Source organism: Streptomyces naganishii JCM 4654 (assembly GCF_014650575.1).
Taxonomy (GTDB): Bacteria; Actinomycetota; Actinomycetes; order Streptomycetales; family Streptomycetaceae; genus Streptomyces; species Streptomyces naganishii.
In genome coordinates this window covers 85,040-111,770 of the sequence record NZ_BMVF01000012.1, presented here as the reverse complement: position 1 = coordinate 111,770, position 26,731 = coordinate 85,040, and the positions used below count along the sequence as shown (strand labels likewise).

Annotated in this window: 17 protein-coding genes and 1 pseudogene; 9 read left to right on the top strand and 9 right to left on the bottom strand. The window is 71.4% G+C overall.

Annotated elements, in window-relative coordinates; genetic code table 11:
- Positions 1 to 103 precede the first annotated feature (103 nt).
- On the bottom strand, positions 104 to 1,036 hold the full coding sequence (locus IE217_RS22210) for an oxidoreductase (protein ID WP_190179671.1): 933 nt from the start codon (positions 1,034 to 1,036) through the stop codon (positions 104 to 106).
- A gap of 248 nt (positions 1,037 to 1,284) precedes the next feature.
- Between IE217_RS22210 and IE217_RS22205 the strand changes: the two genes are divergently transcribed.
- Both IE217_RS22205 and IE217_RS22200 read left to right on the top strand, forming a co-directional pair.
- On the top strand, positions 1,285 to 4,869 hold the full coding sequence (locus IE217_RS22205; protein WP_268249164.1) for an ALF repeat-containing protein: 3,585 nt from the start codon (positions 1,285 to 1,287) through the stop codon (positions 4,867 to 4,869).
- Between the two features lie 4 nt (positions 4,870 to 4,873).
- Complete coding sequence (locus IE217_RS22200; RefSeq protein ID WP_190179670.1) at positions 4,874 to 5,452, top strand: hypothetical protein; 579 nt, start codon at positions 4,874 to 4,876, stop codon at positions 5,450 to 5,452.
- A gap of 99 nt (positions 5,453 to 5,551) precedes the next feature.
- On the opposite strand, the pseudogene IE217_RS22195 reads toward IE217_RS22200, so the two are convergent.
- The 3 genes and pseudogenes from IE217_RS22195 to IE217_RS22185 all read right to left on the bottom strand — a co-directional run.
- A pseudogene (locus tag IE217_RS22195) lies at positions 5,552 to 5,990 on the bottom strand (transposase); the annotation flags it as partial.
- A gap of 259 nt (positions 5,991 to 6,249) precedes the next feature.
- Positions 6,250 to 8,970, bottom strand: a complete 2,721-nt coding sequence (ppdK, locus tag IE217_RS22190) for a pyruvate, phosphate dikinase (protein ID WP_190179669.1) — start codon at positions 8,968 to 8,970, stop codon at positions 6,250 to 6,252.
- Between the two features lie 443 nt (positions 8,971 to 9,413).
- A complete protein-coding gene (locus tag IE217_RS22185) occupies positions 9,414 to 10,643 on the bottom strand; it encodes an ROK family protein (RefSeq protein WP_190179668.1) in 1,230 nt (409 codons plus the stop codon).
- Between the two features lie 121 nt (positions 10,644 to 10,764).
- Here IE217_RS22185 and IE217_RS22180 point away from each other — a divergent pair, with 121 nt between their 5' ends.
- From IE217_RS22180 to IE217_RS22170, 3 genes are all read left to right on the top strand, one after another.
- On the top strand, positions 10,765 to 12,180 hold the full coding sequence (locus IE217_RS22180) for an MGH1-like glycoside hydrolase domain-containing protein (protein ID WP_190179667.1): 1,416 nt from the start codon (positions 10,765 to 10,767) through the stop codon (positions 12,178 to 12,180).
- Positions 12,177 to 14,114 carry an amylo-alpha-1,6-glucosidase gene (locus IE217_RS22175; RefSeq protein ID WP_190179666.1) on the top strand — a complete coding sequence of 646 codons (1,938 nt, stop codon included), beginning with the start codon at positions 12,177 to 12,179 and terminating at the stop codon, positions 14,112 to 14,114. Before IE217_RS22180 ends, IE217_RS22175 begins: the two co-directional genes overlap by 4 nt.
- A 613-nt stretch (positions 14,115 to 14,727) precedes the next feature.
- Positions 14,728 to 16,545 carry an alkaline phosphatase family protein gene (locus IE217_RS22170; RefSeq protein WP_373298104.1) on the top strand — a complete coding sequence of 606 codons (1,818 nt, stop codon included), beginning with the start codon at positions 14,728 to 14,730 and terminating at the stop codon, positions 16,543 to 16,545.
- 29 nt (positions 16,546 to 16,574) lie between these two features.
- Here IE217_RS22170 and dusB read toward each other — a convergent pair whose 3' ends face one another.
- Positions 16,575 to 17,717, bottom strand: a complete 1,143-nt coding sequence (dusB, locus tag IE217_RS22165) for a tRNA dihydrouridine synthase DusB (RefSeq protein WP_190179665.1) — start codon at positions 17,715 to 17,717, stop codon at positions 16,575 to 16,577.
- 81 nt (positions 17,718 to 17,798) lie between these two features.
- On the opposite strand from dusB, the gene IE217_RS22160 reads away from it, so the two are divergent.
- Positions 17,799 to 19,244 carry an MFS transporter gene (locus IE217_RS22160; protein WP_190179664.1) on the top strand — a complete coding sequence of 482 codons (1,446 nt, stop codon included), beginning with the start codon at positions 17,799 to 17,801 and terminating at the stop codon, positions 19,242 to 19,244.
- Positions 19,245 to 19,298: 54 nt separating this feature from the next.
- Here IE217_RS22160 and IE217_RS22155 read toward each other — a convergent pair whose 3' ends face one another.
- Positions 19,299 to 20,210, bottom strand: a complete 912-nt coding sequence (locus tag IE217_RS22155) for a helix-turn-helix transcriptional regulator (protein WP_190179663.1) — start codon at positions 20,208 to 20,210, stop codon at positions 19,299 to 19,301.
- 101 nt (positions 20,211 to 20,311) lie between these two features.
- Here IE217_RS22155 and IE217_RS22150 point away from each other — a divergent pair, with 101 nt between their 5' ends.
- Positions 20,312 to 21,745, top strand: a complete 1,434-nt coding sequence (locus tag IE217_RS22150) for an MFS transporter (RefSeq protein ID WP_190179662.1) — start codon at positions 20,312 to 20,314, stop codon at positions 21,743 to 21,745.
- Between the two features lie 230 nt (positions 21,746 to 21,975).
- Positions 21,976 to 22,422, top strand: coding sequence for a hypothetical protein (locus tag IE217_RS22145; protein WP_190179661.1), 447 nt, complete (start codon positions 21,976 to 21,978; stop codon positions 22,420 to 22,422).
- Here IE217_RS22145 and IE217_RS22140 read toward each other — a convergent pair.
- The 3 genes from IE217_RS22140 to IE217_RS22130 all read right to left on the bottom strand — a co-directional run bounded on the left by IE217_RS22140 (position 22,415) and on the right by IE217_RS22130 (position 25,581).
- Positions 22,415 to 23,014, bottom strand: a complete 600-nt coding sequence (locus IE217_RS22140; RefSeq protein ID WP_190179660.1) for a TetR/AcrR family transcriptional regulator — start codon at positions 23,012 to 23,014, stop codon at positions 22,415 to 22,417. The genes IE217_RS22145 and IE217_RS22140 overlap by 8 nt on opposite strands.
- A gap of 25 nt (positions 23,015 to 23,039) precedes the next feature.
- Positions 23,040 to 24,050 carry an aldo/keto reductase gene (locus IE217_RS22135; protein ID WP_373298095.1) on the bottom strand — a complete coding sequence of 337 codons (1,011 nt, stop codon included), beginning with the start codon at positions 24,048 to 24,050 and terminating at the stop codon, positions 23,040 to 23,042.
- A 148-nt stretch (positions 24,051 to 24,198) separates the two neighbouring features.
- On the bottom strand, positions 24,199 to 25,581 hold the full coding sequence (locus IE217_RS22130) for a glycine--tRNA ligase (protein WP_190179659.1): 1,383 nt from the start codon (positions 25,579 to 25,581) through the stop codon (positions 24,199 to 24,201).
- A gap of 179 nt (positions 25,582 to 25,760) precedes the next feature.
- Between IE217_RS22130 and IE217_RS22125 the strand changes: the two genes are divergently transcribed.
- Entirely contained in the window at positions 25,761 to 26,726 is a 966-nt protein-coding gene (locus tag IE217_RS22125) for a metal ABC transporter substrate-binding protein (RefSeq protein ID WP_190179658.1), read from the top strand.
- Positions 26,727 to 26,731: the final 5 nt, after the last annotated feature.

The window sequence follows — 26,731 nt, the reverse complement described above, 5'->3', positions numbered from 1 at the left end:
CCTCCTCGTGCGCGGACGGCGCACTGATCGGGAGGTACTCGGCGGGTGCGCCGTCCTCATAACCATCGTGCGCTCGCAGCTCGCCCCTCGCCTGTCGGCGGGCTCACGCCTTCAGGGCGTCGTACGCCACTCCGGTCAGCTCCTGAGAGGCCGCCCACAGGCGCTCGCCCGCGGTGTCGTTCAGGGTCCAGGGGGCTCGCCAGGACGGGGCGGGGGCGCCGCGCCACATGGCGAGGGACGGGCCGGTGAAGGAGTCGGGCCGCACGTCCGGCGCGGTGGCCGCGTACAGGGTGGGGAGGGCGCCGGCCTCGGCGGACTGGGCGAAGACGCGGTTGCCGAGCTCCATGAGGCGCTCGGCGGTCCTGCGGCCCTCGGCCCGTGGCCCGGCGGTCTGGAGGTTGGTGGCCGCGTACCCGGGGTGCGCGGCCGCCGCGACCACGTCGGCGCCGGTCGCCGCCAGGCGGCGGGCCAGCTCATGCGTGAAGAGCAGGTTGGCGGTCTTGGAGCGGGCGTAGGCGGTCCAACGCCGGTAGCGCCGCTCGCTGTTGAGGTCGTGCGGATCGATGTTGGCCAGCACGTGCACCATGCTGGAGACGGTCACCACCCGCGCGCCGGGAGCGGCGGTCAGCCTGGGCAGCAGCAGCGCGGTGAGGGCGAAGTGCCCGAGGTGGTTGACCCCGAACTGCGTCTCGAAGCCGTCCGCCGTCGTCCCGTACGGCGGCGCCATCACACCGGCGTTGTTCACGAGGAGATCGAGCCGGTAGTGGGCAAACTCCGAGGCGAACCGCCGCACGGACGCCAGGTCCCCGAGGTCCAGCTCACCCAACTCCACGTCCGCCTTCGGCACTTCGCCGGTCAGCCGCTCCACAGCCGCCCGGCCCCGCGCCCGGCTGCGGCACCCGAGCACCACCCGCGCACCCCGGCGCGCGAGCTCCCGCGCGGTGACGTACCCGAGACCGCTGTTGGCCCCGGTGACGACGGCGGTCCGGCCACCGAGATCAGGGATGTCACGCACGCTCCAGCCGGATCGCCTCATCACAGAACCATTACCCTTCCTTCACGCACCGCAGCCGGGCATTACGGTCGTCCGCACCTGTCACACCTTGGGGGACCATATGACCAACCCGTACGCCACGCCACCCACGCCACGGCCGTCCCGTCCCGCTCCGCGCTGGGCCCGCAAGCGCTACGCGCTCCCCGCGCTCGCGCTGGCCCTCTTCGCCGGCGTCGGGATCGGCGCCGGCGGCCAGGACCAGTCGAAGAACGACGCCAGACCTGCTGTGTTTGGGCCTGCTGCCCAGCGCGCTGGTACTGGGCCTGCTGGGACCCGCACCCTCCCCGGCCAGAGCCGACGCAACCCCACCGGCAACCGCAACGGGTAGTCCGCTTCCGGACACCGACCGCGCCAAGGTGGTGCGGTTGTGGGAGACCGGCGGCCCCGGCGTGCGAGCCGCCGCCGAGGCCGCCCTGGTCGGCAGTGACGACGACGTCAGGAACTTCCTGGCTCAGGCCTCCGACATCCAGTTCCAGGACGAACGTGTCGCCACCGCTCAGGTCGCCAGTGTCGGCGGAACTTACCTCCAGCAGGCCGCCCGCGCCGCCCTGGACAGCAACTCGCCCGACCAGCTGCAGGCCTTCTTGAAGGACGGCTGGAAGGCACCGCTCGAGCAGGACCAGCGCATCCGGGTCGCACAGATCATCGACGTCAGCGGCCCTCTGGTGAAGAAGGCCGGCGAGGCCGCGCTGAACGGCACCCCTGAGGACATCAAGAAGTTCCTCGACAACGACCAGTACACCGAGCGGGAACAGGACGAGCGGGTCGAGACCGCACAGATCATCGATGCCGGCGGGCCGAACGTCCAGGCAGCCGGTCGTATCGCCATCAACGGCAGCCCGGACGACATCCACGAGTTCCTCCAGGTCGGGCAGTATGTGGCCCGCGCGCACGACCAGGAACACGCCACCATCGCGCAGCTGGCCGATCAGGCGGCGAAGGCGGGCAAGCTCGCCGGGCAGCAGACCCGGGCCGCCAAGGACGCCTCCGCCCGTGCGGTGACCGCGGCGAAGCTGGCCAAGGAAGCCGCGCAGAAGGCCGCCGCGGAAACACAGGCCGCCCACAAGGACACCCAGCACGCGGCAGCATCCGCCGCCCGCGCGGCGTCCGCCGCCCAGCAGGCCGCCACCGCCGCACAGACCGCGATCAGCGCCGCGAACGCGGCCACCGATTCCGCCCGCGTCGCGGCCAACGCGGCCTCGGCCGCCGCAGCGGCCGCTGACGGTGCCGCCGAGGCGGCCTCCCAGGCCCGTGACGCAGCCGCGAACGCGGCCGTCGACGCCGGCCAGGCAGGAGCCGCACGCAAGGCCGCCCAAAACGCCCGGGACGCCGCCGCAGGCGCGCACGCCGCCGCCCAAGCCGCCGACTCCGCGCGAACCGCCGCCGCGTCGGCTGTAGATGCGGCCAAGGCGGCCAGCGGCGCCGGCAGCGACGCCAACGACGCGGCGGACGCGGCCGACCAGGCCAACTCCTTGGCCGACCAGGCCGGGGCCCACTCCGCCGAAGCGCAGAACGCCGCAGCCGCCGCGCACCGGCATGCCCGGGAGGCGGCCCGCGCCGCCGACGCCGCCCAGGCGCTGGCACAGGAGGCCGCCTCCGCCGCCGGTGAGGCCCGTGACGCCGCCAACGACGCGGCCACGCACGCGGAAAACGCGGCCAAGGACGCCGACGACGCGGCCAAGCACGCGGGTGAGGCGGCGACCGCCGCAAAGCAGTCCGCCGCGCACGCCAAGGAGGCCAAGAAGGACGCCGACGCCGCCAGCGCGGCCGTCGCCAAGGCCCAGAAGGTCCACGACCTCGCGGTCCGTATCGACACCGAGCAGCTGACCGCCCGCACCAACGAGGGCATCGCCCGCGCGCGGGACCTCAAGGCGCAGGAGGAGCAGCGCACCGCGGCACAGCAAACAGCCCAACAGCAGGCCAAGGACCTGCAAGCCCAAGCGGCCAAGCTCGCCGACCAGGCCGCCCAGCCCAGCACCGACCCCTCAAAGATCGCTCCCGCAGCCCGCAAGGTAGCCCTGGCCACCGCCAAGACCGGCCGCCCATGGAGCCAGAGCGCAGCCCTGGTGGCGCTCGCCGGCTCCGATGCGGACATCACCACCTACATCCGCACCGGCCGCCAGGAAGCCAGTGCCCAGGACGACCGCGAGGACGTCGGGCGCCTCGCGGCTACCGCCGGTTCCGCCGACGTGCGCGCCGCCGCCGCCAACGCCCTCGCCGGCGACGACTCGGCGGTGAGCGCGTTCCTGACCACCGGCCAGTACGAGGCCATGAAGCAGGACATGCGCCTCGTCGTCGCCCGGACCATCGCCAACGCCGGCCCGATCGAACAACAGGCCGGACGCACCGCACTCAACACTGACACACCGGACGCCCTGCGCCAGTTCATCACCTCCGACGATGCCCAGGCACGCACACAGGACGAACGCGTCCGCGCCGCCCAACTCGCCGACACCAACAACAAGAGCAACGGCGCCCAGTTGAAGGCCGCCGCCCGCATCGCGCTGGAAGGCCCCTCCGACCTGCTGCACGGCTTCATCACGGTCGGCCAGTACAAGGCCCAGCGGCAGGACCAGCTCGCCGCCACCCACGAGGGGCAGATCCAGCAGCTGATCGCCCAGGCAGCGGGCATCGCCGCCACCGCCCAGAAGAACGCTGCCGAAGCGGGCAGGGCAGCAGCCACCGCCGCCAAGGCAGCGGCCGAAGCCGAGGGCTACCGCAAACAGGCCCAAGCAGCGGCCAACGACGCCCAGAAGTACGCCGCCCAGGCCAACGGCTACGCCACCCAGGCCGAACAGTCCGCCAAGGACGCCGCCGCCTCGGCCAAGACCGCCCGCAACGCCCAGCAGACCGCCGAAAACGCCGCAACCGAAGCAATCACCTCCGCCACCTCCGCCCAGTACTCGGCCGACTCAGCCCGCGACTCCGCCGACTCCGCCTGGACAGCAGCCCAGCAGGCACGCGCCTCCGCCACAGCCGCCGGCAAGGACGCCACCGCAGCCAACCATGCGGCAACAGAGGCCTACCGCACCGCAGTCACCAAACAGCAGCAAGAGGACCAGCAGTGGCGACAGTGGTACGAGGAACAGCAGAAGCAAAAGCAGCGGGATGACGACGGCAGTTGGGTACCCGGCTGGTTGAAGGGCGCAGCCAACACCGTCGCCACCTACGGATCAGCGATACTCGACCACGCCACCCCGATCTTCGGCGGACTCGCCGAAACCTTCATCAGCCTCGGGGCGATCGGCTTCGGAGCGTCCGGCGACTTCGCCGGTGGCGTGCTTTGCCTCACGGGAGTCGGCTGCCTGGTCGGCGTGCCGGCCATCGCTGCAAGCACCACACTGATAGTCGGCGGCGCCTACGGCACCGCAGACGGAATCGACCGCTTCAGTGACGGACTCGGACAGGCACTTCGCGAGGCCAGCGAAGCTGACAGCGCACCAGGCGGAGGCGGAGCTGAGGCAGGTGCTCTGGGGGACCGGCGGGAAGAATATGTGGCAGACCTGATCGGCGGAAAGGTCGCCAAGGGTCCAAACGGGCAAGACATTAAGATTGTCATGCCCAACGTTGGATCCAGCGGAATTGACGTAATAGGGCCAAACGGAGAATACGTCTACGTGGGCGGAGGAGCGAAAGCAGCCAATCCTGCCAAATTCGGAAAGGCGCTCAAGATAAACAAGTATGCCGCCGACGAGGCGGGCGTGCCGGCCATCTACTACCTGGACGCATCCAACACCCCCGAATCGGCAATCAATCAGGCACGCAAGGTGTTCGGCATGGAAAACGTCCACACTTTCAACATGCCTAAGGGGTGAAGAAATGGCAGACGGATTCATTCGCTGGTACCGCGAGGCGGGCGCGGAATCCATCTTTCGCGACCAGGTGGATGTCTTTGAACAGCACGGCATCACTCTCGCCCATCCTGCAACCGGTGTCGCTACCGTAATCAACGTGGATGGCGACGATATCCCCATCGATTTCGAGGCGCTCAGCCTGATCATCGACCTCAGGCTTCCATCCGTCAGCATCAATTGGTGGATCTCGGCAGACACCAACGTCGTGAGCTCGTATACACACGAACCACTCGGCTGTGAAATTCAGACTTTCTGGGTGGATGGACTGACAGCAGAAGAAGCGCGAGCTTTCAATTCTGCCGTCATGTCGACCATGTCTCGAGTTTCGACGCCGACGCGCGCTCTCGTGTGCGATCATCAGGGAATCACTGACGCCGACGACTGGGATTCTGCAATCCTGTATGGTGGCGCAGAAATCCCAGGGGTTGTTGATCCCCTGCTCCTGAGTCCAGAAATTTCGAGACGGATCCTTTCGGATTCAACACGACTCTGCGGCACTGTGACAGAAGACTCCTTGGTGAGAGTGACGTCACTGTCGACTTGAGTTGTTGATGCTCGACGGCACAGTGTGACCCGAGACGATCGAGCCACACTGTGCCGTCGCCACGCCGTGACGGCACAGTGTGGCTATTAAGACGGTGTCCTACGTGGTGAGGCGGACGAGGCGCTTGTAGCAGCAGATAGCCGCGGCAAGCCCGAGAAATGCCAGGTGGTTGCGGGGATGACGCTCGTAGTGGGGGCTGAGTCTGCGGTAGCCGGACAGCCACGAGATCGTCCGCTCGATCACCCACCTGCGGCGGCCCAGCCGTTCGCTGGACTCGATGCCTTTGCGGGCGATGCGCACGCCGATGCGCTTGCCTCGTAACCACTTCCGCAGGTGGGGATGTCACACGCCTTGTCAGCGTGCAGACGCCGGGGCTTGAAGCGGCAGCCGCGTTGGGGGTCGTGTCTCGTTTGGTGACCCTCGACCAGGGGCAGTCCGTTCGCGTCCGACAGGACGTGCATCTTGGAACCCGGCTTACCTCGGTCCACGGAGCTCGGACCTGTGAGTCGCCCCCTTTCTTGGCCCGCACGTGAACGGAGGGATTAACGGCTCGGCGATCTCCGTCCCCACAGGGCACAGCGGGGGCGCTACGCCCTCGCGCGGGCTCAACGGCAGCCAACGCCAGCAAACGTCAAGTGTCCTGGTCAGCAACGTGGTTTGACAGTCACCGCTGATGATGCACGGGAAGGCGGCGCCCCCGCACAGGGCGCCGCCTTCTTCTCGTGGACCGGAGTCCTCGGCGTAATCGGTATTGAGGGTCGGGGACCACGCCGAGGACTCCGGGGTCTGTCACCGGATCACCGGTGGTCGCTGCCCTCCGACCGGGAGGCCGCGCGGCCGGCCTCGAGGCGGGCGACCGGGATGCGGAAGGGGGAGCAGGAGACGTAGTCCAGGCCCACCTCGTGGAAGAAGTGGACGGACTCGGGGTCGCCGCCGTGCTCGCCGCAGACGCCGAGCTTGAGGTCGGGGCGGGTGGCACGGCCGGCCTTGGCCGCCGCCTTCACCAGGGAGCCGACGCCGTCCTTGTCGATGGTCTCGAACGGGCTGACGCCGAAGATGCCCTTCTCCAGGTACGCCGTGAAGAAGCTCGCCTCCACGTCGTCGCGGCTGAAGCCCCACACCGTCTGGGTCAGGTCGTTGGTGCCGAAGGAGAAGAACTCCGCGGCCTCCGCGATCTGGCCGGCCGTCAGCGCGGCGCGCGGCAGCTCGATCATCGTGCCGATCGCCAGCTTGAGCGAGGTGCCGGTGGCGGCCTCGACCTCGGCGATGACCTGGTCGGCCTCCTCGCGCACGATCTCCAGCTCCTGGACCGTGCCGACGAGCGGGATCATGATCTCCGCGCGGGGGTCGCCCTTGGCGTTGCGGCGCTCGGCGGCAGCCTCCGCGATGGCGCGGACCTGCATGGTGAACAGTCCGGGCACGACCAGTCCGAGGCGTACGCCGCGCAGGCCGAGCATCGGGTTCTGCTCGTGCAGGCGGTGCACGGCCTGGAGCAGCCTCAGCTCGTTCTCGTGCGGCTCCTGGCGGGACTCGGCCAGGGCCACGCGCACCGACAGCTCGGTGATGTCGGGCAGGAACTCGTGCAGCGGCGGGTCGAGGAGGCGGACCGTGACCGGCAGGCCGTCCATCGCCTCGAACAGCTCGACGAAGTCCTTCTTCTGCAGCGGCAGGAGCTGCTTGAGGGACTCCTCGCGCTCGGCCTCGGTGTCGGCCAGGATCAGCCGCTCGACCATTTCGCGGCGGTCGCCGAGGAACATGTGCTCGGTGCGGCACAGGCCGATGCCCTGGGCGCCGAAGCGGCGGGCGCGCAGCGCGTCCTCGGCGTTGTCGGCGTTGGCGCGCACCCGCAGCCGGCGCTTGCGGTCGGCGAAGGCCATGATGCGGTGCACGGCGGCGACCAGCTCGTCGGCGTCGTCGGCGCCGGCGTGCATACGGCCCTCGAAGTACTCCACGACCGGGGAGGGGACCACCGGGACCTCGCCCAGGTAGACCTTGCCGGAGGAGCCGTCGATGGAGATGACGTCGCCCTCCTCGACGACGTGCCCGCCGGGCACGGTCATCCGGCGGCGCTTGGTGTCGACCTCGAGCTCCTCGGCGCCGCAGACACAGGTCTTGCCCATGCCGCGCGCGACGACGGCCGCGTGGGAGGTCTTGCCGCCGCGCGAGGTGAGGATGCCCTCGGCGGCGATCATGCCGTCCAGGTCGTCGGGGTTGGTCTCGCGGCGGACGAGGATGACCTTCTCGCCCGAGCGGGACCACTTGACTGCGGTGTAGGAGTCGAAGACCGCCTTGCCGACCGCGGCGCCCGGGGAGGCGGCGATGCCCCGGCCGATCTGCTCGACCTTCGCGCTGTCGTCGAAGCGCGGGAACATCAGCTGGGCGAGCTGGGCGCCCGTGACCCGCTGCAGCGCCTCGGCCTCGTCGATGAGTCCCTGGTCCACGAGCTGCGTGGCGATGCGGAACGCGGCGCCGGCCGTCCGCTTGCCGACGCGGGTCTGTAGCATCCACAGCTGGCCGCGCTCGATGGTGAACTCGATGTCGCAGAGATCCTTGTAGTGGTTCTCCAGGGTCTCCATGATCTGCATGAGCTGGTCGTACGACTTCTTGTCGATGCGCTCCAGCTCGGCGAGCGGCACGGTGTTGCGGATGCCCGCGACGACGTCCTCGCCCTGCGCGTTCTGGAGGTAGTCGCCGTAGACGCCCTGGTGGCCGGAGGCGGGGTCGCGGGTGAAGGCGACGCCGGTGCCGGAGTCGGGGCCGAGGTTGCCGAAGACCATCGAGCAGACGTTGACGGCGGTGCCGAGGTCGTGCGGGATGCGCTCCTGGCGGCGGTAGAGCTTGGCGCGCTCGCCGTTCCAGGACTCGAAGACCGCCTTGATGGCGAGGTCCATCTGCTCGCGCGGGTCCTGCGGGAAGTCCCGGCCGGCCTCCTTCTTGACGATCTTCTTGAAGGTGGTGACCAGCTTCTTCAGGTCGGCGGCCTCGAGGTCGGTGTCGACGGTGACCTTCTTGGCGTCCTTGGCCTTGTCGAGGGCCTCCTCGAAGAGCTCGCCGTCGACGCCGAGGACCGTCTTGCCGAACATCTGGATGAGGCGGCGGTAGGAGTCCCAGGCGAAGCGCTCGTCGCCGGCCTGCCTGGCCAGGCCCTGCACCGACTTGTCGGAGAGGCCGATGTTCAGGACGGTGTCCATCATGCCGGGCATGGAGAACTTGGCGCCGGAGCGGACGGAGACGAGCAGCGGGTCGTCGGCCTGGCCGAGCTTCTTGCCCATCTTCTGCTCGAGCGCGTCGAGGTGCGCACTCACCTCGTCACGCAGTGCCGCCGGCTCCTCGCCGCTGTCGAGGTAGACCTTGCAGGCCTCGGTGGTGATGGTGAACCCGGGCGGGACGGGGAGGCCGAGGTTCGTCATCTCGGCGAGGTTGGCGCCCTTGCCGCCGAGGAGGTCCTTGAGGTCCTTGTTGCCCTCGGTGAAGTCGTAAACGAACTTCGCTACGTGGGGTTCTTTGTTTTCCGACACGGGTCTCGACTCCTTGAGGCCGCGGTGGCTGCCCTGACGGCGAGGAACATACCCAGATCGAAGGCACCTGGGTACGTCTACTTGTACGTCATGTGCCTGTAACCGGGCGTCCGCCAGTGGATTGAAAGTCAAGGCTTGACAAGCGAAGTGGCCTCGATGTTTTCACTTCTTGAATACACTGCCGCCCACAGGGGCGGTCGGGCGCTCACATGAGCGACTCCTGAGACGTCTGATTTCGATCGATGAACGATCAAGGGGTGGCACCCAGTGCCACCCCTTGAGGAAGTGCAGCCGCTCAAGATCCGCTCATCTGAGCGCATCCCTTATCAAGGGTGGTGAGAATCACGCTGCCACAGCGCCCCGAATTCCACCATGCGGACGACCGAGAGCCGCACGGAGCCACCGGCGGAAGGGACGGTGGGGGCGCGTCACAGCCCCGGCCCTCACACCCCCAGCGCGGCCAGCCGCTCCTCCACCCGCTCCGGCGAGTACAGGTACTCGACGACCAGCGCCCCCGCCCCCACCAGCCCCGCCCGCTCCCCCAGCCGGGAGGTCACCACGTCCAGATGGGCGGTGGACCGGGGCAGCGCCCGCTGGTACAGCAGCTCCCGCACCCCGGTCAGGAACGGCGTCCCGGCGAGATCGCCGGCGACCATGAGCACACCCGGGTTCAGCAGCGTCACCACGGTCGCCAGCACGTCCCCCACCCGCCGCCCCGCCTCCCGGGCGAGCGCCGTGGCCTGCGGATGCCCGGCCGCCAGCAGCTCCCGTACGTCCGAGCCGGAGGCCGCCGGCACCCCCGCCTCCGCCAGCCGGCGCGCCACCGCCCCACCGCTGGCGACCGCCGCGAGGCACCCCCGGGACCCGCACCGGCACAGCGCGTCCGCGCCGACGCGGATGTGCCCGATGTCGCCGGCGCCCCCGTCGATGCCCCGGTAGATGGAGCCTCCGACCACGACCCCGGCGCCGATGCCGGTGGAGACCTTGACGAGCACGAAGGCCGAGCAGCCGGGGTGCCCGGTGCGCTGCTCGCCATAGGCCATGAGGTTGGCGTCGTTGTCCACGAGGACGGGGACGGGCGGCGCGCCGGTGTGCTCGGTGACGGCACGGGCGAGACGCCCGCGTATGTCGTAGCCGTCCCAGCCCGGCATGATCGGCGGCTGCACCACCCGTCCGCTCTCGCTGTCGACCGGTCCGGGCACGGCCAGCCCGACCCCGCACACCTCGCGCGCGTCGCGCCCGGTCCTGAGCAGCAACTCGCCGAACCAGCGTCCGAGTTCACCGAGCACGGCGTCCGGTCCGTCCTCGACGGCGAGGACCCCGGAGTGCTCGGCGAGCAGTTCGCCGGTGAGCGTCAGGACGGCGGCGCGGGCGTGCCGGGTGTCGAGGTCGGCGGCCAGCACGACGGCGTGGGCGTCGTCGAACTCCAGGGTGATGGAGGGGCGTCCGCCGAGCGGGGAGTCCACGGGCCCGCCCGCGCCCTCGCGCAGCCAGCCCGCGCGGAAGAGCCGGTCCAGGCGCTGTCCGACCGTCGCCCGGGACAGCCCGGTGGCCTGCTGGAGGGCGCCGCGTGTCGTCGCGCGTCCGCTGCGCACCAGTTCGAGCAGCTCCCCGGCGCTCGCCTGACTGCCACCCCGCCCCGTCCTCACCGGTCTGCCGGGCCGTCCGGTCATGCGCACCCCCTTGTGTTCCTCAATCCTGCATTACATATTGGGTTTTGCGTGTTAAATAGACGTAACTCTACGATGGCCGCGGCCGAACCGGCCGGGCCGGACGTCCTTCGGGGAGCCCCGAGTGCAGCGCACCGCCCAACTCACCGCCGACCGCACGGCACCGACCCTCGCACACGAGGCGTACGACCCCCTGCACGCCCGCGCCGTCCGGGTGCTGGAGGAGAACTGGACCGGCGCCTCCTCGGTGCCCTCGCGCGGGCTGTACCCCCACCAGTGGTCCTGGGACTCGGCGTTCATCGCGATCGGACTGAGGCACGTCTCGCCGTTACGGGCCCAGACGGAGCTGGAGACGCTGCTGGCCGCCCAGTGGGCCGACGGGCGGATCCCGCACATCGTCTTCAGCCCCTCCGTCCCGCTCGACGCCTACTTCCCGAGCCCCGACTTCTGGCGCTCTGCCACCGCGGGACGCGCCGCGGGCGCCCCGCGCACCGCGCAGACCTCTGGGATCGTGCAGCCGCCGGTGCACGCGCTGGCGGCCTGGCTGGTGCACCGCGCCGACCCGGAGCTGTCCCGGGCGCGCGGCTTCCTCTCCCGTCTCTACCCCCGGCTCGCCGCCTGGCACCGCTATCTGCTGCACCGCCGTGACCTGGGCGGCGGCGGGCTGGCGTCGGTCGTCCACCCCTGGGAGCAGGGCATGGACAACAGCCCCTGCTGGGACGCCCCGCTCTCCCGGGTCCGCCCGGCCCCCGCCCGCTCCTTCCGCCGCGCCGACCTCGACCACGGCGCCCCCGAGGACCGGCCGACCGACCTGGACTACGGGCGCTACGTCCGCCTGGCCGCCGGCTACCGCGACCGCGGATACGCCGACGGGGAGGGCGAGTTCGCGGTGGAGGACCCCGCCTTCAACGCCCTGCTCATCGCCTCCGAGCACGCCCTCGCCCGCATCGCCCGCGAACTCGGCGCGACCGGCACCGCGCGCCACGCGCGCGCCGGGCGCCTGACGGCGTCGCTCGTCGAGCGCCTGTGGGACCCGGCGGCCGGAGCGTTCCTGTGCCGGGACGTCCGCGCCGGCGAGCTGATCCCCGAGCTCGGCGTCTCCGGCCTGGTCCCGCTGCTGCTGCCGGAGCTGCCCCGCGAGGTCGCCGCCGCGCTCGTACGCACCCTGGGCGGCCCGCACTTCGGACTCGGGGGCACCACCCTTCTCGTGCCGAGCTACGACCTGCTCGGCGAGTCATTCGACCCGCACCGCTACTGGCGCGGACCGGCGTGGTTCAACACCGCCTGGCTGGTGGAGCGCGGGCTGCGGGCGCACGGCGAGCTCGAACGGGCCGACGCGCTCAGGGAGTCGTTCCTGGGCGTCGCGGGGTCGAGCGGCTTCGCCGAGTACGTCGACCCGTACACCGGCGAGGCGTGCGGCGCGCTCGGCTTCGGCTGGACCGCCGCGCTCACCCTCGACCTGCTGCACGACCCGAAGGGCGCCGAGAGCGCCATGGACATGAGCGGCACCGGCGGTTTCAAGGGAGGGAACCGGGCATGACGGACCGGCATCATCTGCTCGTGCACGGCACGACGTTCGCGGCCGTGGGAGACGGCGGCGACATCACCGGCGTACGCGGGAACGGCTCGCCCGACGGGCTGTTCGTGCGCGACGCCCGGCATCTGAGCCGCTGGCAGCTCACCGTCGACGGGGCGGTGCCCGACACGTTGGCGCCGGTGGCGGACGGCGCCGGCGCCCGCTGCGTGCTGGTCCCGCGCGGCGGGCGCACCGAGCCGCCCGCGTACACGCTCTTCCGTGAACAGGCCGTCTGCGACAGCGCGTTCGTGGAGTGCCTGCGGGTGACCGGCAACCGGCCGGTGCCGTCCACGGTACGGCTCGCGCTCACCGTGGACGCCGACTTCGCCGACCAGTTCGAGCTGCGCTCCGACCACCGCACGTACTTCAAGAGCGGTGTCGTGCGCTCGCGCCAAGTGATGGACGACGGCGTGGAGTTCCGCTACCGGCGCGGTGAATGGGTCTCCTGCACGACGGTGACGGCCGAGCCCGCGCCGGACGGCGTGGAGGAGACCGGCACCGGCGCCCGCCGCCTGGTCTGGGCCCTCGACCTCGAACCGCACGCCACGGCCGAGCTCACCCTGCGCGTGGTGGCCCGCCCGCACGGGGACCGGCGCGCGGTGCGCGTACCGCGCTCCCCGGCCGCGGTGAACGAGCGGCTCCGCGCCGCGGAGGGCCGGTTCGTCGAGGGCGTGGCCTTCCCCACCGGCTGGCCCGAACTGGCGGCGGCCTGCGCGCGGGGCCTCGCGGACCTGGCCGCGCTCCAGGTCCCGGCGACCGGCCCGGACGGCGAGGAACTGCGCGTGCCGGCGGCCGGCGCCCCCTGGTTCCTGACCCTGCTGGGCCGGGACGCGCTGCTCACCTCGCTGTTCACGCTGCCCTACCGGCCCGGCCCGGCAGCCGGCACGCTGCTGGCCCTGGCCGCGACACAGGCGACCGGGACCGCCGCCGGACCGGTCGCCCAGCCCGGCAAGATCGTGCACGAGGTGCGCCACGGCGAGCTGGCCCACTTCGGGCAGGTTCCCTTCCGGCGCTACTACGGCTCCGTGGACGCCACCCCGCTCTTCCTGGTCCTGCTCGGCGCCTACACCGAGCGGACCGGCGACACCGCGATCGCGCGCAGGCTCCAGCCGCACGCCCGCGCGGCGATCGGCTGGATGCTGGACCACGGCGGCCTGACCTCGCGCGGCTACCTCGTCTACCGCGCCGACGAGGGCGGCCTCGCCAACCAGAACTGGAAGGACTCCCCCGGCGCCATCTGCTCGGCCGACGGCACCCGCCCCTCCGGCCCGGTGACGGCGGCGGGGGCGCAGGGGTACGCCTACGACGCGCTGCGCCGCACCGCGTGGCTGGCGCGCACGGTGTGGGCGGACGAGGTGTACGCGGCGCTGCTGGAGCAGGCCGCCGCCGACCTGCGCGACCGCTTCCAGCGGGACTTCTGGATGCCGGAGCGGTCCTTCCCGGCCCTCGCGCTGGACGGCGACGGCCGCCCTGTCGACGCGCTGGCCTCGGACGCGGGCCATCTGCTGTGGTCGGGACTGCTCGACAAGGAGTACGGCGAGGTGGTGGGCCGCCGGCTGCTGGAGCCGGACTTCTTCTCCGGCTGGGGTGTGCGCACGCTGGCGGCGGGCCAGGGCGCGTACCACCCGCTGTCGTACCACCGCGGCTCGGTGTGGCCGCACGACAACGCGCTCATCGCCCTCGGCCTCGCCCGCTACGGCCTGCACGACGAGGCGCGCACGGTCGCGCACGCCCTGGTCGACGCGGCCGCGGTCACCGGGCACCGGCTGCCGGAGGTCCTCGCCGGCTACGGCCGGGACACCCACGCCGAGCCGGTGCCCTACCCGCACGCCTGCGTGCGCGAGTCCCGCTCGGCGGCGGCGCCGTTGGCGCTGCTCACGGCGGTGGGCGGGGCGTGAGCCGCGGTTGGTGAGCGGTTTGCCGGGTGTTTGCCGAGCACCGTGAACGGGGGAGGCGGGCAGGCCGTACGGGAGTACGGCGGATCCTCGCCTCCCCAGCGGATCCGCCACTCCGCGACACCGCGTACGGAAGGACCCCGGGGTGCCTCAGCACACGAGCACACACCAGTCACCTCCCGAGACTGGCCCGACCGAGGACGACACCCCGACCGACAGGCCCCAGACGGACCCGGCCCCTGAAGCCCCGGCCGCGGGTCACCCGGCCGACGGGGACTCGGCCGACGGGGACTCGGCGGCCCGGATCCCGGCGCCCCGGCCCGAACAGCCCGGCACCGGTACGCCGGCCCAGGAGCCCGGGGCCTCCGGGCCCGGTGAGGCCGCCGACCCGGACGAGCCGCGGCCCGGGTCCGCGTCCGCCGCGAACGCGTCACCGCGCACGGAAGCGGTCACCGCCACCGGCACCCCCACCGGCACCGGCACCGGCACCGGCACCGGCACCGGCACCGGCCCGAACGAGGCCGAGGCCGAGGCGGGCCGGGGCCCGGGCGGCGAGGACGGCGAAGCCGCCGACGCCGACGCCGACGCCCCCGCGCCCAGCACGCCCGGCGAACCCATCGGCTCCACCACGCCCGGTGAACCCACCACATCGCCGGAGCCCACCGCATCCCCCGAGCCCGCCACACCGGCCGCCTCCGCCACCCCCCGCTCCCCTCTCGCCCCCCGCGCCCTCCGGGTCCTCCGGGCCGCCCGTCCCCGGGCCCTTCGGCGGGCCTGGGCCGGGTGGAAGGACGGGCATCCCGTGCCCGCGCGGGTGCTCTCGCTCGCCGTCACCCTGCTGGCCCTCGGGCTCGTGGTCGTGGCTCTGCTGCTGCCCAACAAGCAGGAGCAGCTCCACCTGGCGGCGTTCACGCGGATACCCGTGGAGGCGTTGCTCGGCGCGGCCGTGCTGATCGCGTTGCCGCGCAGGCCGCGCATCGCGGTCGCCGTGCTCGGTGGGGCGTGCCTCGGTGTGCTGACCGTGCTGAATCTGACCGACATCGAGTTCAACCAGTACCTCGGCCGCAGCTTCAACGTGATCCTGGACTGGCAGCTGCTCGACGACGCCCGCTCCTACCTCGCGGACACCCTCGGCGGCACCGTGGCCCTCCTCGCCGCCGTGGGCGCGGTGCTCCTCGTCCTGGCCGTGCTCGCGGTGATGGCCCTCGCCGTGGTCCGCGTCGGCAACTTCCTCGGCCGGGACAAGGCCCGTTCCACCCGCGGCCTGCTGCTGGTCAGCGCGCTGTGGATGACGTGCTCGACCCTCAACCTCCAGGTCTCCGGCATCCCGCTGGCCTCCGAGCACACGATCACGATGCTCAAGTACCACGAACAGGCGCTGCGTTCGACGATCAGGGACGAGCGGGAGTTCGCCAAGACCGCGAGGGCCGACGCCTTCGGCAACACCCCGGGCAGCCAGCTGGTGCCCGGCCTGCGCGGCAAGGACATGATCTTCACCTTCATCGAGTCCTACGGCCGCAGCGCGATCGAGGACCCGATCGAGGCGCCCGGCGTCGACCGCACGCTGGCCGACAGCACCCAGGCCCTGGCCAAGGCCGGCTTCCACGCCAAGAGCGGCTGGCTGACCTCGGCGACGTACGGCGGAGGCAGCTGGCTCGGCCACTCCACCACCATGTCGGGCCTGTGGATCGACAACCAGAACCGCTACCGCACCGTCACCTCGGGCGACCACCTCACCTTGACCAAGGCGTTCCAGAAGACCGGCGCCTGGGACACCGTCGGCGTGATGCCGGGCGTGCAGAAGGGCTGGCCGGAAGCCAAGTGGTACGGCCTGGACAAGGTCTACAACGCCTTCCAGGTCGGCTACAGGGGCCCGAAGTTCAGCTGGTCGACCATGCCCGACCAGTACGCCCTGGAGGCCTTCCAGCGTCTTGAGCACAGCAAGAAGCGGGACAAGCCGCTGATGGGCTTCGTCATCCTGACCTCCAGCCACCAGCCCTGGGCGCCGATCCCGAAGATGGTCCCCTGGGACCGGCTCGGCGACGGCTCGGTCTTCAAGGGCATCGAGGCGGCGGGCACCAAGCCGCAGGACATCATCACCAACCCCACCCGCTCGCGGGAGGAGTACGGCAAGTCCGTCCAGTACTCGGTGACCGCCCTGACCCAGTGGCTGGAGCGCTACGGCAACGCCAACACCGTGCTCGTCTTCCTCGGCGACCACCAGCCGATCGCCCGGGTCAGCGGCAACCACGCCAGCCGTGACGTGCCGATCTCGATCGTGGCCAAGGACCCCAAGGTCCTCGACAAGATCGCGAGTTGGGGCTGGACCGACGGCCTGCGCCCCGCGCACGACGCCCCGGTCTGGAAGATGAGCGCCTTCCGCGACCGCTTCCTGACGGCCTACGGCTCGACCCCGCACCCCTCCAAGGGCTGACCCGGGACGCGGGGCCGCCGGAAGGCGGCTCAGCCGCCGGAGGTGTCCAGCTCCGCGTCCTCGCCGACGCCCGCGCAGTCGTACGGGTCCTTGAGCCAGCCGTCCGGGAGGACCACCCGGTTGTTGCCGGACGTGCGGCCGCGCGGGCCGTCGGCGCCGGAGGGCCAGGGCTGGTCGAGGTCCAGCTCGTCGAGCCCGCCGCGCAGCTCCTCCAGGGACGAGGTGATCGCGAGCCGCTTGCGCATCTCGGAGCCGACCGAGAAGCCCTTGAGGTACCAGGCGACGTGCTTGCGGAAGTCGACGACTCCGCGCTGCTCGTCGCCGAGCCACTCCCCGAGCAGGGTGGCGTGCCGGACCATCACGTCGGCGACCTCGCGCAGGGTGGGGCGTACGTACGCGTCCGTGCGCCCCTCGAAGGCGGCGACGAGGTCGGCGAACAGCCACGGCCGGCCCAGGCAGCCGCGGCCCACGACCACGCCGTCGCAGCCGGTCTCGCGCACCATGCGCAGGGCGTCCTCGGCGGACCAGATGTCGCCGTTGCCGAGGACGGGGATCTCCGGCACGTGCTCCTTGAGGCGGGCGATGGCGTCCCAGTCGGCGGTGCCGCCGTAGTGCTGGGCGGCGGTGCGGCCGTGCAGCGCGATGGAGGTGACGCCCTCCTCGACGGCGATGCGGCCGGCGTCGAGGTAGGTGAGGTGGTCGTCGTCGATGCCCTTGCGCATCTTCATGGTGACCGGCAGGTCGCCGGCGCCGCTGACCGCCTCGCGCAGGATCGAGCGCAGCAGGTTGCGCTTGTAGGGCAGGGCCGAGCCGCCGCCCTTCCTGGTCACCTTGGGCACCGGGCAGCCGAAGTTGAGGTCGATGTGGTCGGCGAGGTCCTCCTCCGCGATCATGCGGACGGCCTTGCCGACGGTGGCCGGGTCGACGCCGTACAGCTGGATGGAGCGGGGCCGCTCACTGGCGTCGAACCTGATCAGCTGCATGGTCTTGTCGTTGCGCTCGACCAGCGCCCGAGTGGTGATCATCTCGCTGACGAACAGGCCCTTGCCACCGGAGAACTCCCGGCACAGGGTGCGGAAGGGCGCGTTGGTGATACCGGCCATGGGGGCGAGGACCACCGGGGGCGCGACGGTGTGCGGACCGATCTGGAGGGGGGACTCGGGCGTGGGCATTCCCCCATTGTCACGTATCGACGAAGATCCTGTACCACTCATTAGTTAACCGCACTATCGATATCGGCTAGGCTGGAACCCATGCCCGAGCTCAGCCACCGCCGGCGTCTGCTGGTGCTCGCGATCTGCTGCATGAGCCTGCTGATCGTGAGCCTCGACAACACCGTTCTCAACGTCGCGCTCCCCTCCCTCCAGCGCGACCTGCACGCGCAGACCTCCGGTCTGCAGTGGACCATCGACGCCTACACGCTGGTACTCGCCTCGCTGCTGATGCTGGCCGGCTCCACGGCCGACCGCATCGGCCGCAAGCGGGTCTTCATGGCGGGGCTGGTCGTCTTCGGCCTCGGATCACTGCTGTGCTCCCTGGCGCCCAGCCTCGAACTGCTCGTCGTCTTCCGCATGGTGCAGGCGGTCGGCGGCTCGATGCTCAACCCGGTCGCCATGTCGATCATCACCAACACCTTCACCGACCCGCGCGAGCGGGCCCGGGCGATCGGCGCCTGGGGCGCCGTGGTCGGCATATCCATGGCCGCGGGGCCGCTGGTGGGCGGCCTGCTGGTGGAGTCGGTCGGCTGGCGCTCGATCTTCTGGGTCAACCTTCCCGTGGGCCTGGCCGCGCTGCTGCTCACCCTGCGCTTCGTGCCCGAGTCCCGCGCCCCGAAGGCCCGCCGCCCCGACCCGGCCGGCCAGGCGCTGGTCATCGCCCTGTTCGGCGCGCTGACCTACTCCATCATCGAGGCCCCCGACTCCGGCCTCACCGCCGTGCTGCCCTTCGCCGCCATCGCCCTCGCGGCCCTGCTCGGCCTGCTGTGGTACGAGCCGCGCCGCGACGAGCCCCTCATCGACCTGCGCTTCTTCCGCTCGGCTCCGTTCAGCGGGGCCACCGTCATCGCGGTCAGCGCCTTCGCGGCCCTCGGCGGCTTCCTGTTCCTGTCCACGCTGTACCTGCAGAACGTACGCGGTCTGAACGCCCTGCACGCGGGCCTGTGGATGCTGCCCATGGCGACCCCCGCCTTCCTGTGCGCGCCGCTGTCCGGACGGCTGGTCGGCAGCCGGGGCCCGCGCCTGCCCCTGCTGATCGCGGGGGCCGCGATGACCGCGAGCGCGGTCCTGTTCGCCGCCTTCGAGGCCGAGACGTCGAACGGGACGCTCGCCCTCGGATACGTCCTGTTCGGCATCGGCTTCGGCTTCGTCAACGCCCCGATCACCAACACGGCCGTCTCCGGCATGCCGCGCGCCCAGGCCGGGGTCGCCGCCGCGGTCGCCTCCACCAGCCGCCAGCTCGGCCAGACCCTCGGGGTCGCGGTCGTCGGCGCGCTGCTCGCCTCGGGCGTGGGCTCCTCCCCGTACCGTCAGGCCTTCGTCTCGGCCGCCCGCCCGGGCTGGTGGGTGCTGGTCGCCTGCGGCGCGGCCGTCCTGGTCCTGGGCGCCCTCACCTCCGGCACCTGGGCCCGGCGCACCGCGGAGCGCACGGCCGACCGCCTCCAGGAGAACGAGGTGCGCCAGGCGGCGGGCGCCGGCGTCTGACCCGGCTCACCGGGGCCCCGGCTCTCCGGGGGCCCCGGCTCTCCGCCGGGCGCGTCAGGAGCGGCGCTCCAGGGCGATCGCGTGGAGCTTCTCCAGGCGCTCGCGCGACTCCTCGTCCGCCGGGACGTAGGTGACCATGCGCGGGCCGGGCTCAGGGCTGAGCCACAGGTCGGTGTGGTCGACGGTGAGACGGCCGACGTACGGGTTGCGGAACTCCTTGCGCTTGCCGGCGGGGGTCATCACCTCGTGCCGGTCCCAGGCCTCGCGGAAGTCGGGGGACTGGTCGCGCAGCCGCTTGAGCAGGGTCTTCCAGGCGGGCTCGGCGAGGTGGCCGGCCATCGCGGAGCGGAAGCGGGCGGCCATGTGCCGCAGCGCGTCCTCCAGGTGCACGATCGAGGAGCGCCACTCCTCGTTGGTGTAGGCGAGGATCATGCAGTTGCGGTCCTCCACGGGCACCGCGTCGAGGTCGCAGAAGAGCAGGCCGTAGGTGCGGTTGTAGGCGAGGATGTCGTACCTGCTGTTCTGCAGGCAGGCCGGGAACGGCTCCATCTGCTCCAGGACCGCCCGCAGTGCGGGGGTGACCGAGGGGCACACGGTCGTCGGGGCCGGGTCGGTGACGCCGGCCAGCTGGAAGAGGTGGGCGCGCTCGCCGGGGTCGAGCAGCAGGGTGCGCGCGAGGGCGTCCAGGACCTGCCCGGACACCTGGATGTCCCGGGCCTGTTCCAGCCAGGTGTACCAGGTGACGCCGACCGCGGAGAGCTGCGCGACCTCCTCGCGGCGCAGCCCCGGGGTGCGGCGCCGGCGGCCGCGCGGCAGCCCGACCCGCTCGGGGGCGGTGTGCTCGCGGCGGTGGCGCAGGAAGGCGGCCAGTTCGTGCCTGCGGATCTCGGCCTCACGCATCCGCTCGGGCCGCGCTCGGCTCGCGGTCGCTTCCCGCACCGTCGTCTCGCGTGCCATGGTCGTCATGCTTACAGCTTGCCCTCGCCCCGACCCTGTTTCCAGGTACTTCTGGTACCAGGACAAGGACACTCTGGTACCCGTCTGAGCGCGGCCGCAGGCTCGAAGGCGTGACGACCGAAACCATCTCCTCACGCCTCGTCCGCCCCGGCTCCGCGGCGCCACCCGCGCTCGGCGCCCTCGGACTGTTCACGGTGCTGCTGGCCGCGGCACTGCCCCTCATCGACTTCTTCATCGTCAACGTCGCCCTGCCCACGATCGGGCGGGACCTGCACGCGAGCGAGGCCGTCCTCGAACTCGTCGTCGCCGGCTACGGAGTGGCGTACGCCGTCCTGCTGGTCCTCGGCGGCCGGCTCGGCGACCTGTTCGGCCGGCGCCGGTTCTTCCTCGGCGGCATGGCCGCCTTCGGCCTGACCTCGCTGGCCTGCGGGCTCGCGCCCGGCGCCTGGACGCTGGTCGCGGCGCGCGTGGCGCAGGGCGCGTCCGCCGCCGCGATGCTTCCGCAGGTGCTGGCCACCATCCAGGCCGCCACCTCCGGCCCCCGCCGGGCCCGCGCGATGGGCCTGTACGGCGCGACGGCCGGCCTGTCCATGGTGGCCGGGCAGATCCTCGGCGGTGTCCTGGTCGCGGCGGACGTCTGGGGCACGGGCTGGCGTTCGGTGTTCCTGGTCAACGTGCCGGTGGTGATCGCCGGTCTGCTGCTGGCCGCCCGCGCGGTGCCCGAGACCCGCTCGCAGCACCCGGAGCCGGTCGACGGCCCCGGCACGGTGCTGCTGGCGGCGGCCCTGCTGGCGCTGCTGGTCCCGCTCACCGAGGGCCGCGCGGCGCACTGGCCGCTGTGGACGTGGCTGTCGATGGCCGCGTTTCCGCTGGTGGCGGGCGTGTTCTGGGCGGTGGAGCGCAGGGCCGACCGGCTCGGGCGTACGCCGCTGGTGCCGCCGAGCCTGTTCCGCCTGGTGTCCCTGCGGCGCGGGCTGCTGCTGATCATGCCGTTCTCGATCGGGTTCAGCGGCTTCATGTTCGTGATCGCGGTGGCGTTGCAGCGCGGCGCGGGACTCGGCCCGGTCCCGGCGGGTCTGGCGCTGGCCCCGATGGCGGTGGTCTTCTTCTTCGTCTCGCTGGCCGGTCCCCGGCTGGTCGCCCGGTACGGCACCCGTGTGGTGACGGCGGGCGCGCTGATCCAGACGGTGGGCGTGGGCCTGCTGGCGCTGGCCGCCTGGCGGTCCTGGCCGCACCTCGGCCTGGTCGAACTGCTGCCCGGGGCGGCGGTGGCGGGCGCCGGTCAGGCGCTCCAACTGCCCGTGATCTTCCGGATCGTCCTCTCCGAGGTGCCGGCCGCCCGCGCGGGCGTGGGCAGCGGGGTCATGGTCACCACCCAGCAGTCGTCCCTGGCGCTGGGCGTGGCCACCCTGGGCACGCTGTTCCTGTCCCTGGCGCAGGGCCTGGGCATGAGGGACGCGCTGGTCACCACGCTCCTGGTCCAGCTGGCCGGAGTGGTCCTGACGGGCCTGCTCAGCCTGCGCCTGCCGCGCACGATCGGCTGACCGTGACGGGCAGTGTGCCCAACGGAATCAAAGGTAAGAAAAAAGTAAGCGTCACGACCACCTCTGACCTGCCCTTTTCACCGTGTGTTGGGGTACTTCTACCCTGAGTGCAACCCTTTTCGGGTGGCCGTCGCCCGGCCCTCGGGCGACCTTGGAGGAGCGCGATCGGGCCCCGCGGGCCCCGATCGCGCAGAGGGGGGCAATTCGTCGAAAAGGAGCGGGAGTCCGCCATGAAGTCCACCCTCCACAGCCGCTGCGTCCGCACACTGGCCGCAGGCACCCTGTCCGCCGCCCTGCTGGCCGCCGGGTCGGCCGGCGCCTACGCCGTCACCGCGCCGAAGCCCACCCCGAGCATGACGCACACGGCCAAGCCGACCTCCAAGCCCAGCATGACGGCGATGCGGTCGATCGCCGTCAAGGTCAACCACACCACCATCAAGGCCGGTCAGTCGGTGACGTTCACCGGTCGCACGGTCGGCCTGAAGGCGGGCAGCACGCTGGTCCTCCAGCACAAGGTCAACGGCAAGTGGAACACGCTGCGCACGACCACCGCGGTCAAGAAGGGCAACACCTTCACGGTGGTCCGCAAGTTCACCAACAAGGGCACCGAGGTTGTCCGGGTGGCGACCTCAGGCGGTGCCGTGCACTCCCAGCCGGTCACCCTGAAGATCACCTGACGGGCGCCCGCAGTCCGCGCAGCATGAGATCGAGGACGGCCTCGAGCTCCCCCTCGATCTCCGGCCGCTTCCACTCCCCGGCGTAGCAGGGGTCGTGGAAGCGGCCGGTCGCGTGGAAGAGGGCGCCGGCCGTGGCGGCGGGGTCGGCTGAGGCGAGGCTGCCCGCGGCGACGCCCGCCTCGACGATCCCGGTCAGCTGGGCGGTCAGCTCGGCGAGGTGCTCCTCGACCACCGTGCCGCTCTCATCGACCAGGACCGAGTACGTGGCGAACAGCTCGGGATCGTGACCCGCCTTGCGGCGCTTGGCCTCGAACAGCGCCCGCAGCCAGTCGCGCAGCCGCGCCTCCGGGTCGCGCCCCTCGTCGGCGGCTATCCCGGCCAGCGCCTGCGACGTGCGGTCCAGCCACCGCTTGGTCACCGCCTCGCGCAGCGCGGCCTTGGTGCGGAAGTGGCGGTAGACGCTGCCGTGGCTGACGCCCAGCGCGCGGGCCACGTCCACCACGGTGGCCTTCGCCGGCCCGTGCCGGCGCAGCACCTCCTCGGTCGCCTCGAGGATGCGCTCGGCGGTCAGGGTCTCGGTGGTGGGTGACATGCCTAGAAGGTACCTGCCGCGCCGGTCAGCGTTCGCTGTCCAGATGTGCCATCTGCGCCCGCGGGTAGCGCTCGCCCGCGGCCGCGTCCGCCGGTACGGCCTCCTCGATCGCGGCGAGGTCGGCGGCGTCGAGCGTGACGTCCAGCGCGCCGAGAGCCTCGTCGAGCCGCTCGCGGGTGCGGGCGCCGATCAGCGGCACGATGTCCTCGCCGCGCGAGAGCACCCAGGCGATGGCGATCTGCGCGACGCTCACGCCCTTGCCGTCGGCGACCTCGCGCAGCGCTTCGACGAGGTTCAGGTTGTGCTGGAGGTTCTCGCCCTGGAAGCGGGGTGAGTGCGCCCGGAAGTCGGTGGGGGCGAGCTGCCGGTCGCGGGTGAAGTGGCCGGAGATCAGGCCGCGCGAGAGCACTCCGTAGGCGGTGACGGCGATGCCGAGCTCGCGGGTGGCGGGCAGGATCTCCCGCTCGATGCCGCGAGAGATCAGCGAGTACTCGATCTGGAGGTCGGCGACGGGCACGGTGGCGGCGGCCCGGCGGACGGTGTCGGCGCCGACCTCGCTCAGGCCGACGTGCCGGACGTGCCCCTTCTCGATGAGCTCGGCGATCGCGCCGACGGTCTCCTCGATGGGGACGTCCGGGTCGAGGCGGGCGATCCGGTAGACGTCGATGTGGTCCACGCCGAGGCGCTGGAGCGAGTAGGCGGCGAAGTTCTTCACCGCGGCGGGCCGGCCGTCGTACCCCGACCAGTTGCCGTCCGGGTCGCGCAGCGCGCCGAACTTCACGCTGACCAGCGCCTTGTCGCGGGCGGCGGCCGGGGCGGTGCGCAGGGCCTCGCCGACCAGCATCTCGTTGTGCCCCATGGCGTAGAAGTCGCCGGTGTCCAGCAGGGTCACGCCCGCGTCCAGGGCGGCGTGCACGGTCGCGATGGACTCGGCGCGGTCGGCCTCGCCGTACAGCGCGGACATGCCCATGCAGCCGAGGCCGAGGGCGGAGACCCGGGGTCCGGTGGTTCCGAGTGTGGTGGTTCGCATCGTCATGCCACGAGCATCGCATGACGAATGACAAATTTCAATATCTGTCATCCGTCATTCACTCTTCCGGTGACCCGGGCGGGGGAAACGCGAAACGCCGTACGGCCGCCGGAGTGATCCGGCGGCCGTACGGCGTCGCAAGCGGTGGGGCGGGTCAGCAGCCGACGAGGCGGCCGGCCAGGTAGCCCTCGATCTGGTCCAGGGAGACGCGCTCCTGCTTCATCGAGTCACGCTCGCGCACGGTCACCGCGTTGTCGTCCAGGGTGTCGAAGTCGACGGTCACGCAGTACGGCGTGCCGATCTCGTCCTGGCGGCGGTAGCGGCGGCCGATGGCGCCGGCGTCGTCGAACTCGATGTTCCAGTGCTGGCGCAGCGCCTGGGCCAGGCCCTTGGCCTTCGGCGACAGCTCCGGGTTGCGGGACAGCGGGAGGACCGCGACCTTCACCGGGGCCAGGCGGTGGTCGAGGCGCAGCACGGTGCGCTTCTCCATCTTGCCCTTGGCGTTGGGCGCCTCGTCCTCGACGTAGGCGTCGAGCAGGAAGGCGAGCATCGCCCGGCCGACACCGGCCGCGGGCTCGATGACGTACGGCGTCCAGCGCTCGCCGGCCTCCTGGTCGAAGTAGGAGAGGTCCTGGCCGGAGGCCTTGGCGTGGGAGGAGAGGTCGTAGTCGGTGCGGTTGGCGACGCCCTCGAGCTCGCCCCACTCGCTGCCGCCGAAGTTGAAGCGGTACTCGATGTCGGCGGTGCGCTTGGAGTAGTGGGAGAGCTTCTCCTTGGGGTGCTCGTACCAGCGCATGTTCTCTTCACGCAGGCCCAGGCCGGTGTACCAGTTCCAGCGCTGCTCCATCCAGTACTCGTGCCACTTCTCGTCCTCGCCCGGCTTGACGAAGAACTCCATCTCCATCTGCTCGAACTCGCGGGTGCGGAAGATGAAGTTGCCGGGCGTGATCTCGTTGCGGAACGACTTGCCCGTCTGGGCGATGCCGAACGGCGGCTTGCGGCGCGAAGTGGTCTGCACCTGGGCGAAGTTGGTGAAGATGCCCTGGGCGGTCTCGGGGCGCAGGTAGGCGATCGAGCCGGAGTCCTGGGTGGGGCCGAGGTGGGTGGAGAGCAGGCCCGAGAACTGCTTGGGCTCGGTGAACTGGCCCTTGTTGCCGCAGTTGGGGCAGTTGACGTCCGCGAGGCCGTTCTCCGGGACGCGGCCGTGCTTGGCCTCGTAGGCCTCCTCCAGGTGGTCCGCGCGGAACCGCTTGTGGCAGGAGGTGCACTCGGTCAGCGGGTCCGTGAAGGTGGCGACGTGTCCGGAGGCGACCCAGACCTCGGGGGCCAGGATCACGGACGAGTCGATGCCGACCACGTCCTCGCGGGACGTCACCATGTAGCGCCACCACTGGCGCTTGAGGTTCTCCTTGAGCTCGACACCGAGGGGCCCGTAGTCCCAGGCGGCGCGCTGGCCGCCGTAGATCTCACTGCAGGGGAATACGAAGCCACGGCGCTTGCTCAGGCTGACGATGGTGTCGATCTTGTCGGCGGCCACGGTGCTCTCTTCATTACGACGACGGGCGACGAAGCGACGGTGCGCTTCGACGAAGCGAGACGCTTCAGAGCGAATGCTTCAGGGTACCGGCGGGGGCTCCCCCTCAATCAAATCGGTGCCGGTAAGAAGGCACCCCCGCTTGTTGACAACGGTTTCCATTTTTGTTGAAAATGACTGTCATGAACGTACGTCGGCGCCACCTCATATCCGGGTCCGCGGCCGCGGCCACCACCGCCCTCGCTCTGGGAACCCTCTCCGCCTGCACCTCCGCCGGCGCCGCGGCCGGCGGCGGCAAGGGCACGTACGACGTCGTCGCGTCGTTCTACCCGATGGCCTTCCTCGCCGAGCGGATCGGCGGTGACCACGTCCACGTCACCAGTCTCACGCAGCCCGGCCAGGAGCCGCACGACCTGGAGATCAGCGCCCGGCAGACCGCGCGCCTGGAGGAGTCCGACGCCGTCCTCTACCTCAAGGGCCTCCAGCCCTCCGTGGACGGGGCCGTCGCCCAGTCGGGGATCAAAACCAAGATCGACGCGGCCTCCCTGACCACCCTGGAGGAGCACGGCAACGAGGTCGGCGGCCACGCGGCCGCCCACGACACCCACCCGGGCGAGGAGAACGGCGGCAAGGACCCGCACGTATGGCTCGACCCGGTGCGCTACGCGCAGGTCGCCCAGGGCGTCGGCAAGGCCTTCGAGAAGGGCGACCCGGCGCACGCGGCGGACTACCGGAAGAACACCGCCGCCCTGGTCAAGGAGCTCGACGCGCTGAACACCCGGTACGAGACCGGACTGCGCAACACCAGGAGCAAGGTCTTCATCACCACGCACGCCGCCTTCGGCTACCTCGCCGAGCGCTACGGGCTGACCGAGGAGGCCATCAAGGGCCTCGACCCGGAGTCCGAGCCCAGCGCGGCCCGGGTGCGGGACCTGGAGCGCATGACGAAGGCCGACGGCGTCACGACCGTCTTCTACGAGACGCTCGTCAGCGACAGGACGGCGCGGACCGTGGCCGGGGACGCCGGGCTGAGGACGGATGTCCTCGACCCGATCGAGGGCATCACCGCCAAGTCCCGCGGCACGGACTACCTCCAGGTCATGGACTCCAACCTCCAGGCCCTGCGCAAGGCGCTGGGCGCGAAGTGACAGCC

Bases quoted from the DNA above. Each gene is read 5' to 3' on its own strand.
- IE217_RS22125 (WP_190179658.1), top strand. From the start codon at position 25,761: ATGAACGTACGTCGGCGCCACCTCATATCCGGGTCCGCGGCCGCGGCC.
- IE217_RS22135 (WP_373298095.1), bottom strand. From the start codon at position 24,050: ATGACGATGCGAACCACCACACTCGGAACCACCGGACCCCGGGTCTCC.
- IE217_RS22160 (WP_190179664.1), top strand. From the start codon at position 17,799: ATGCCCGAGCTCAGCCACCGCCGGCGTCTGCTGGTGCTCGCGATCTGC.
- IE217_RS22155 (WP_190179663.1), bottom strand. From the start codon at position 20,210: ATGACGACCATGGCACGCGAGACGACGGTGCGGGAAGCGACCGCGAGC.
- IE217_RS22175 (WP_190179666.1), top strand. From the start codon at position 12,177: ATGACGGACCGGCATCATCTGCTCGTGCACGGCACGACGTTCGCGGCC.
- dusB (WP_190179665.1), bottom strand. From the start codon at position 17,717: ATGCCCACGCCCGAGTCCCCCCTCCAGATCGGTCCGCACACCGTCGCG.
- IE217_RS22145 (WP_190179661.1), top strand. From the start codon at position 21,976: ATGAAGTCCACCCTCCACAGCCGCTGCGTCCGCACACTGGCCGCAGGC.
- IE217_RS22210 (WP_190179671.1), bottom strand. From the start codon at position 1,036: ATGAGGCGATCCGGCTGGAGCGTGCGTGACATCCCTGATCTCGGTGGC.
- IE217_RS22140 (WP_190179660.1), bottom strand. From the start codon at position 23,014: ATGTCACCCACCACCGAGACCCTGACCGCCGAGCGCATCCTCGAGGCG.
- IE217_RS22200 (WP_190179670.1), top strand. From the start codon at position 4,874: ATGGCAGACGGATTCATTCGCTGGTACCGCGAGGCGGGCGCGGAATCC.
- IE217_RS22185 (WP_190179668.1), bottom strand. From the start codon at position 10,643: ATGACCGGACGGCCCGGCAGACCGGTGAGGACGGGGCGGGGTGGCAGT.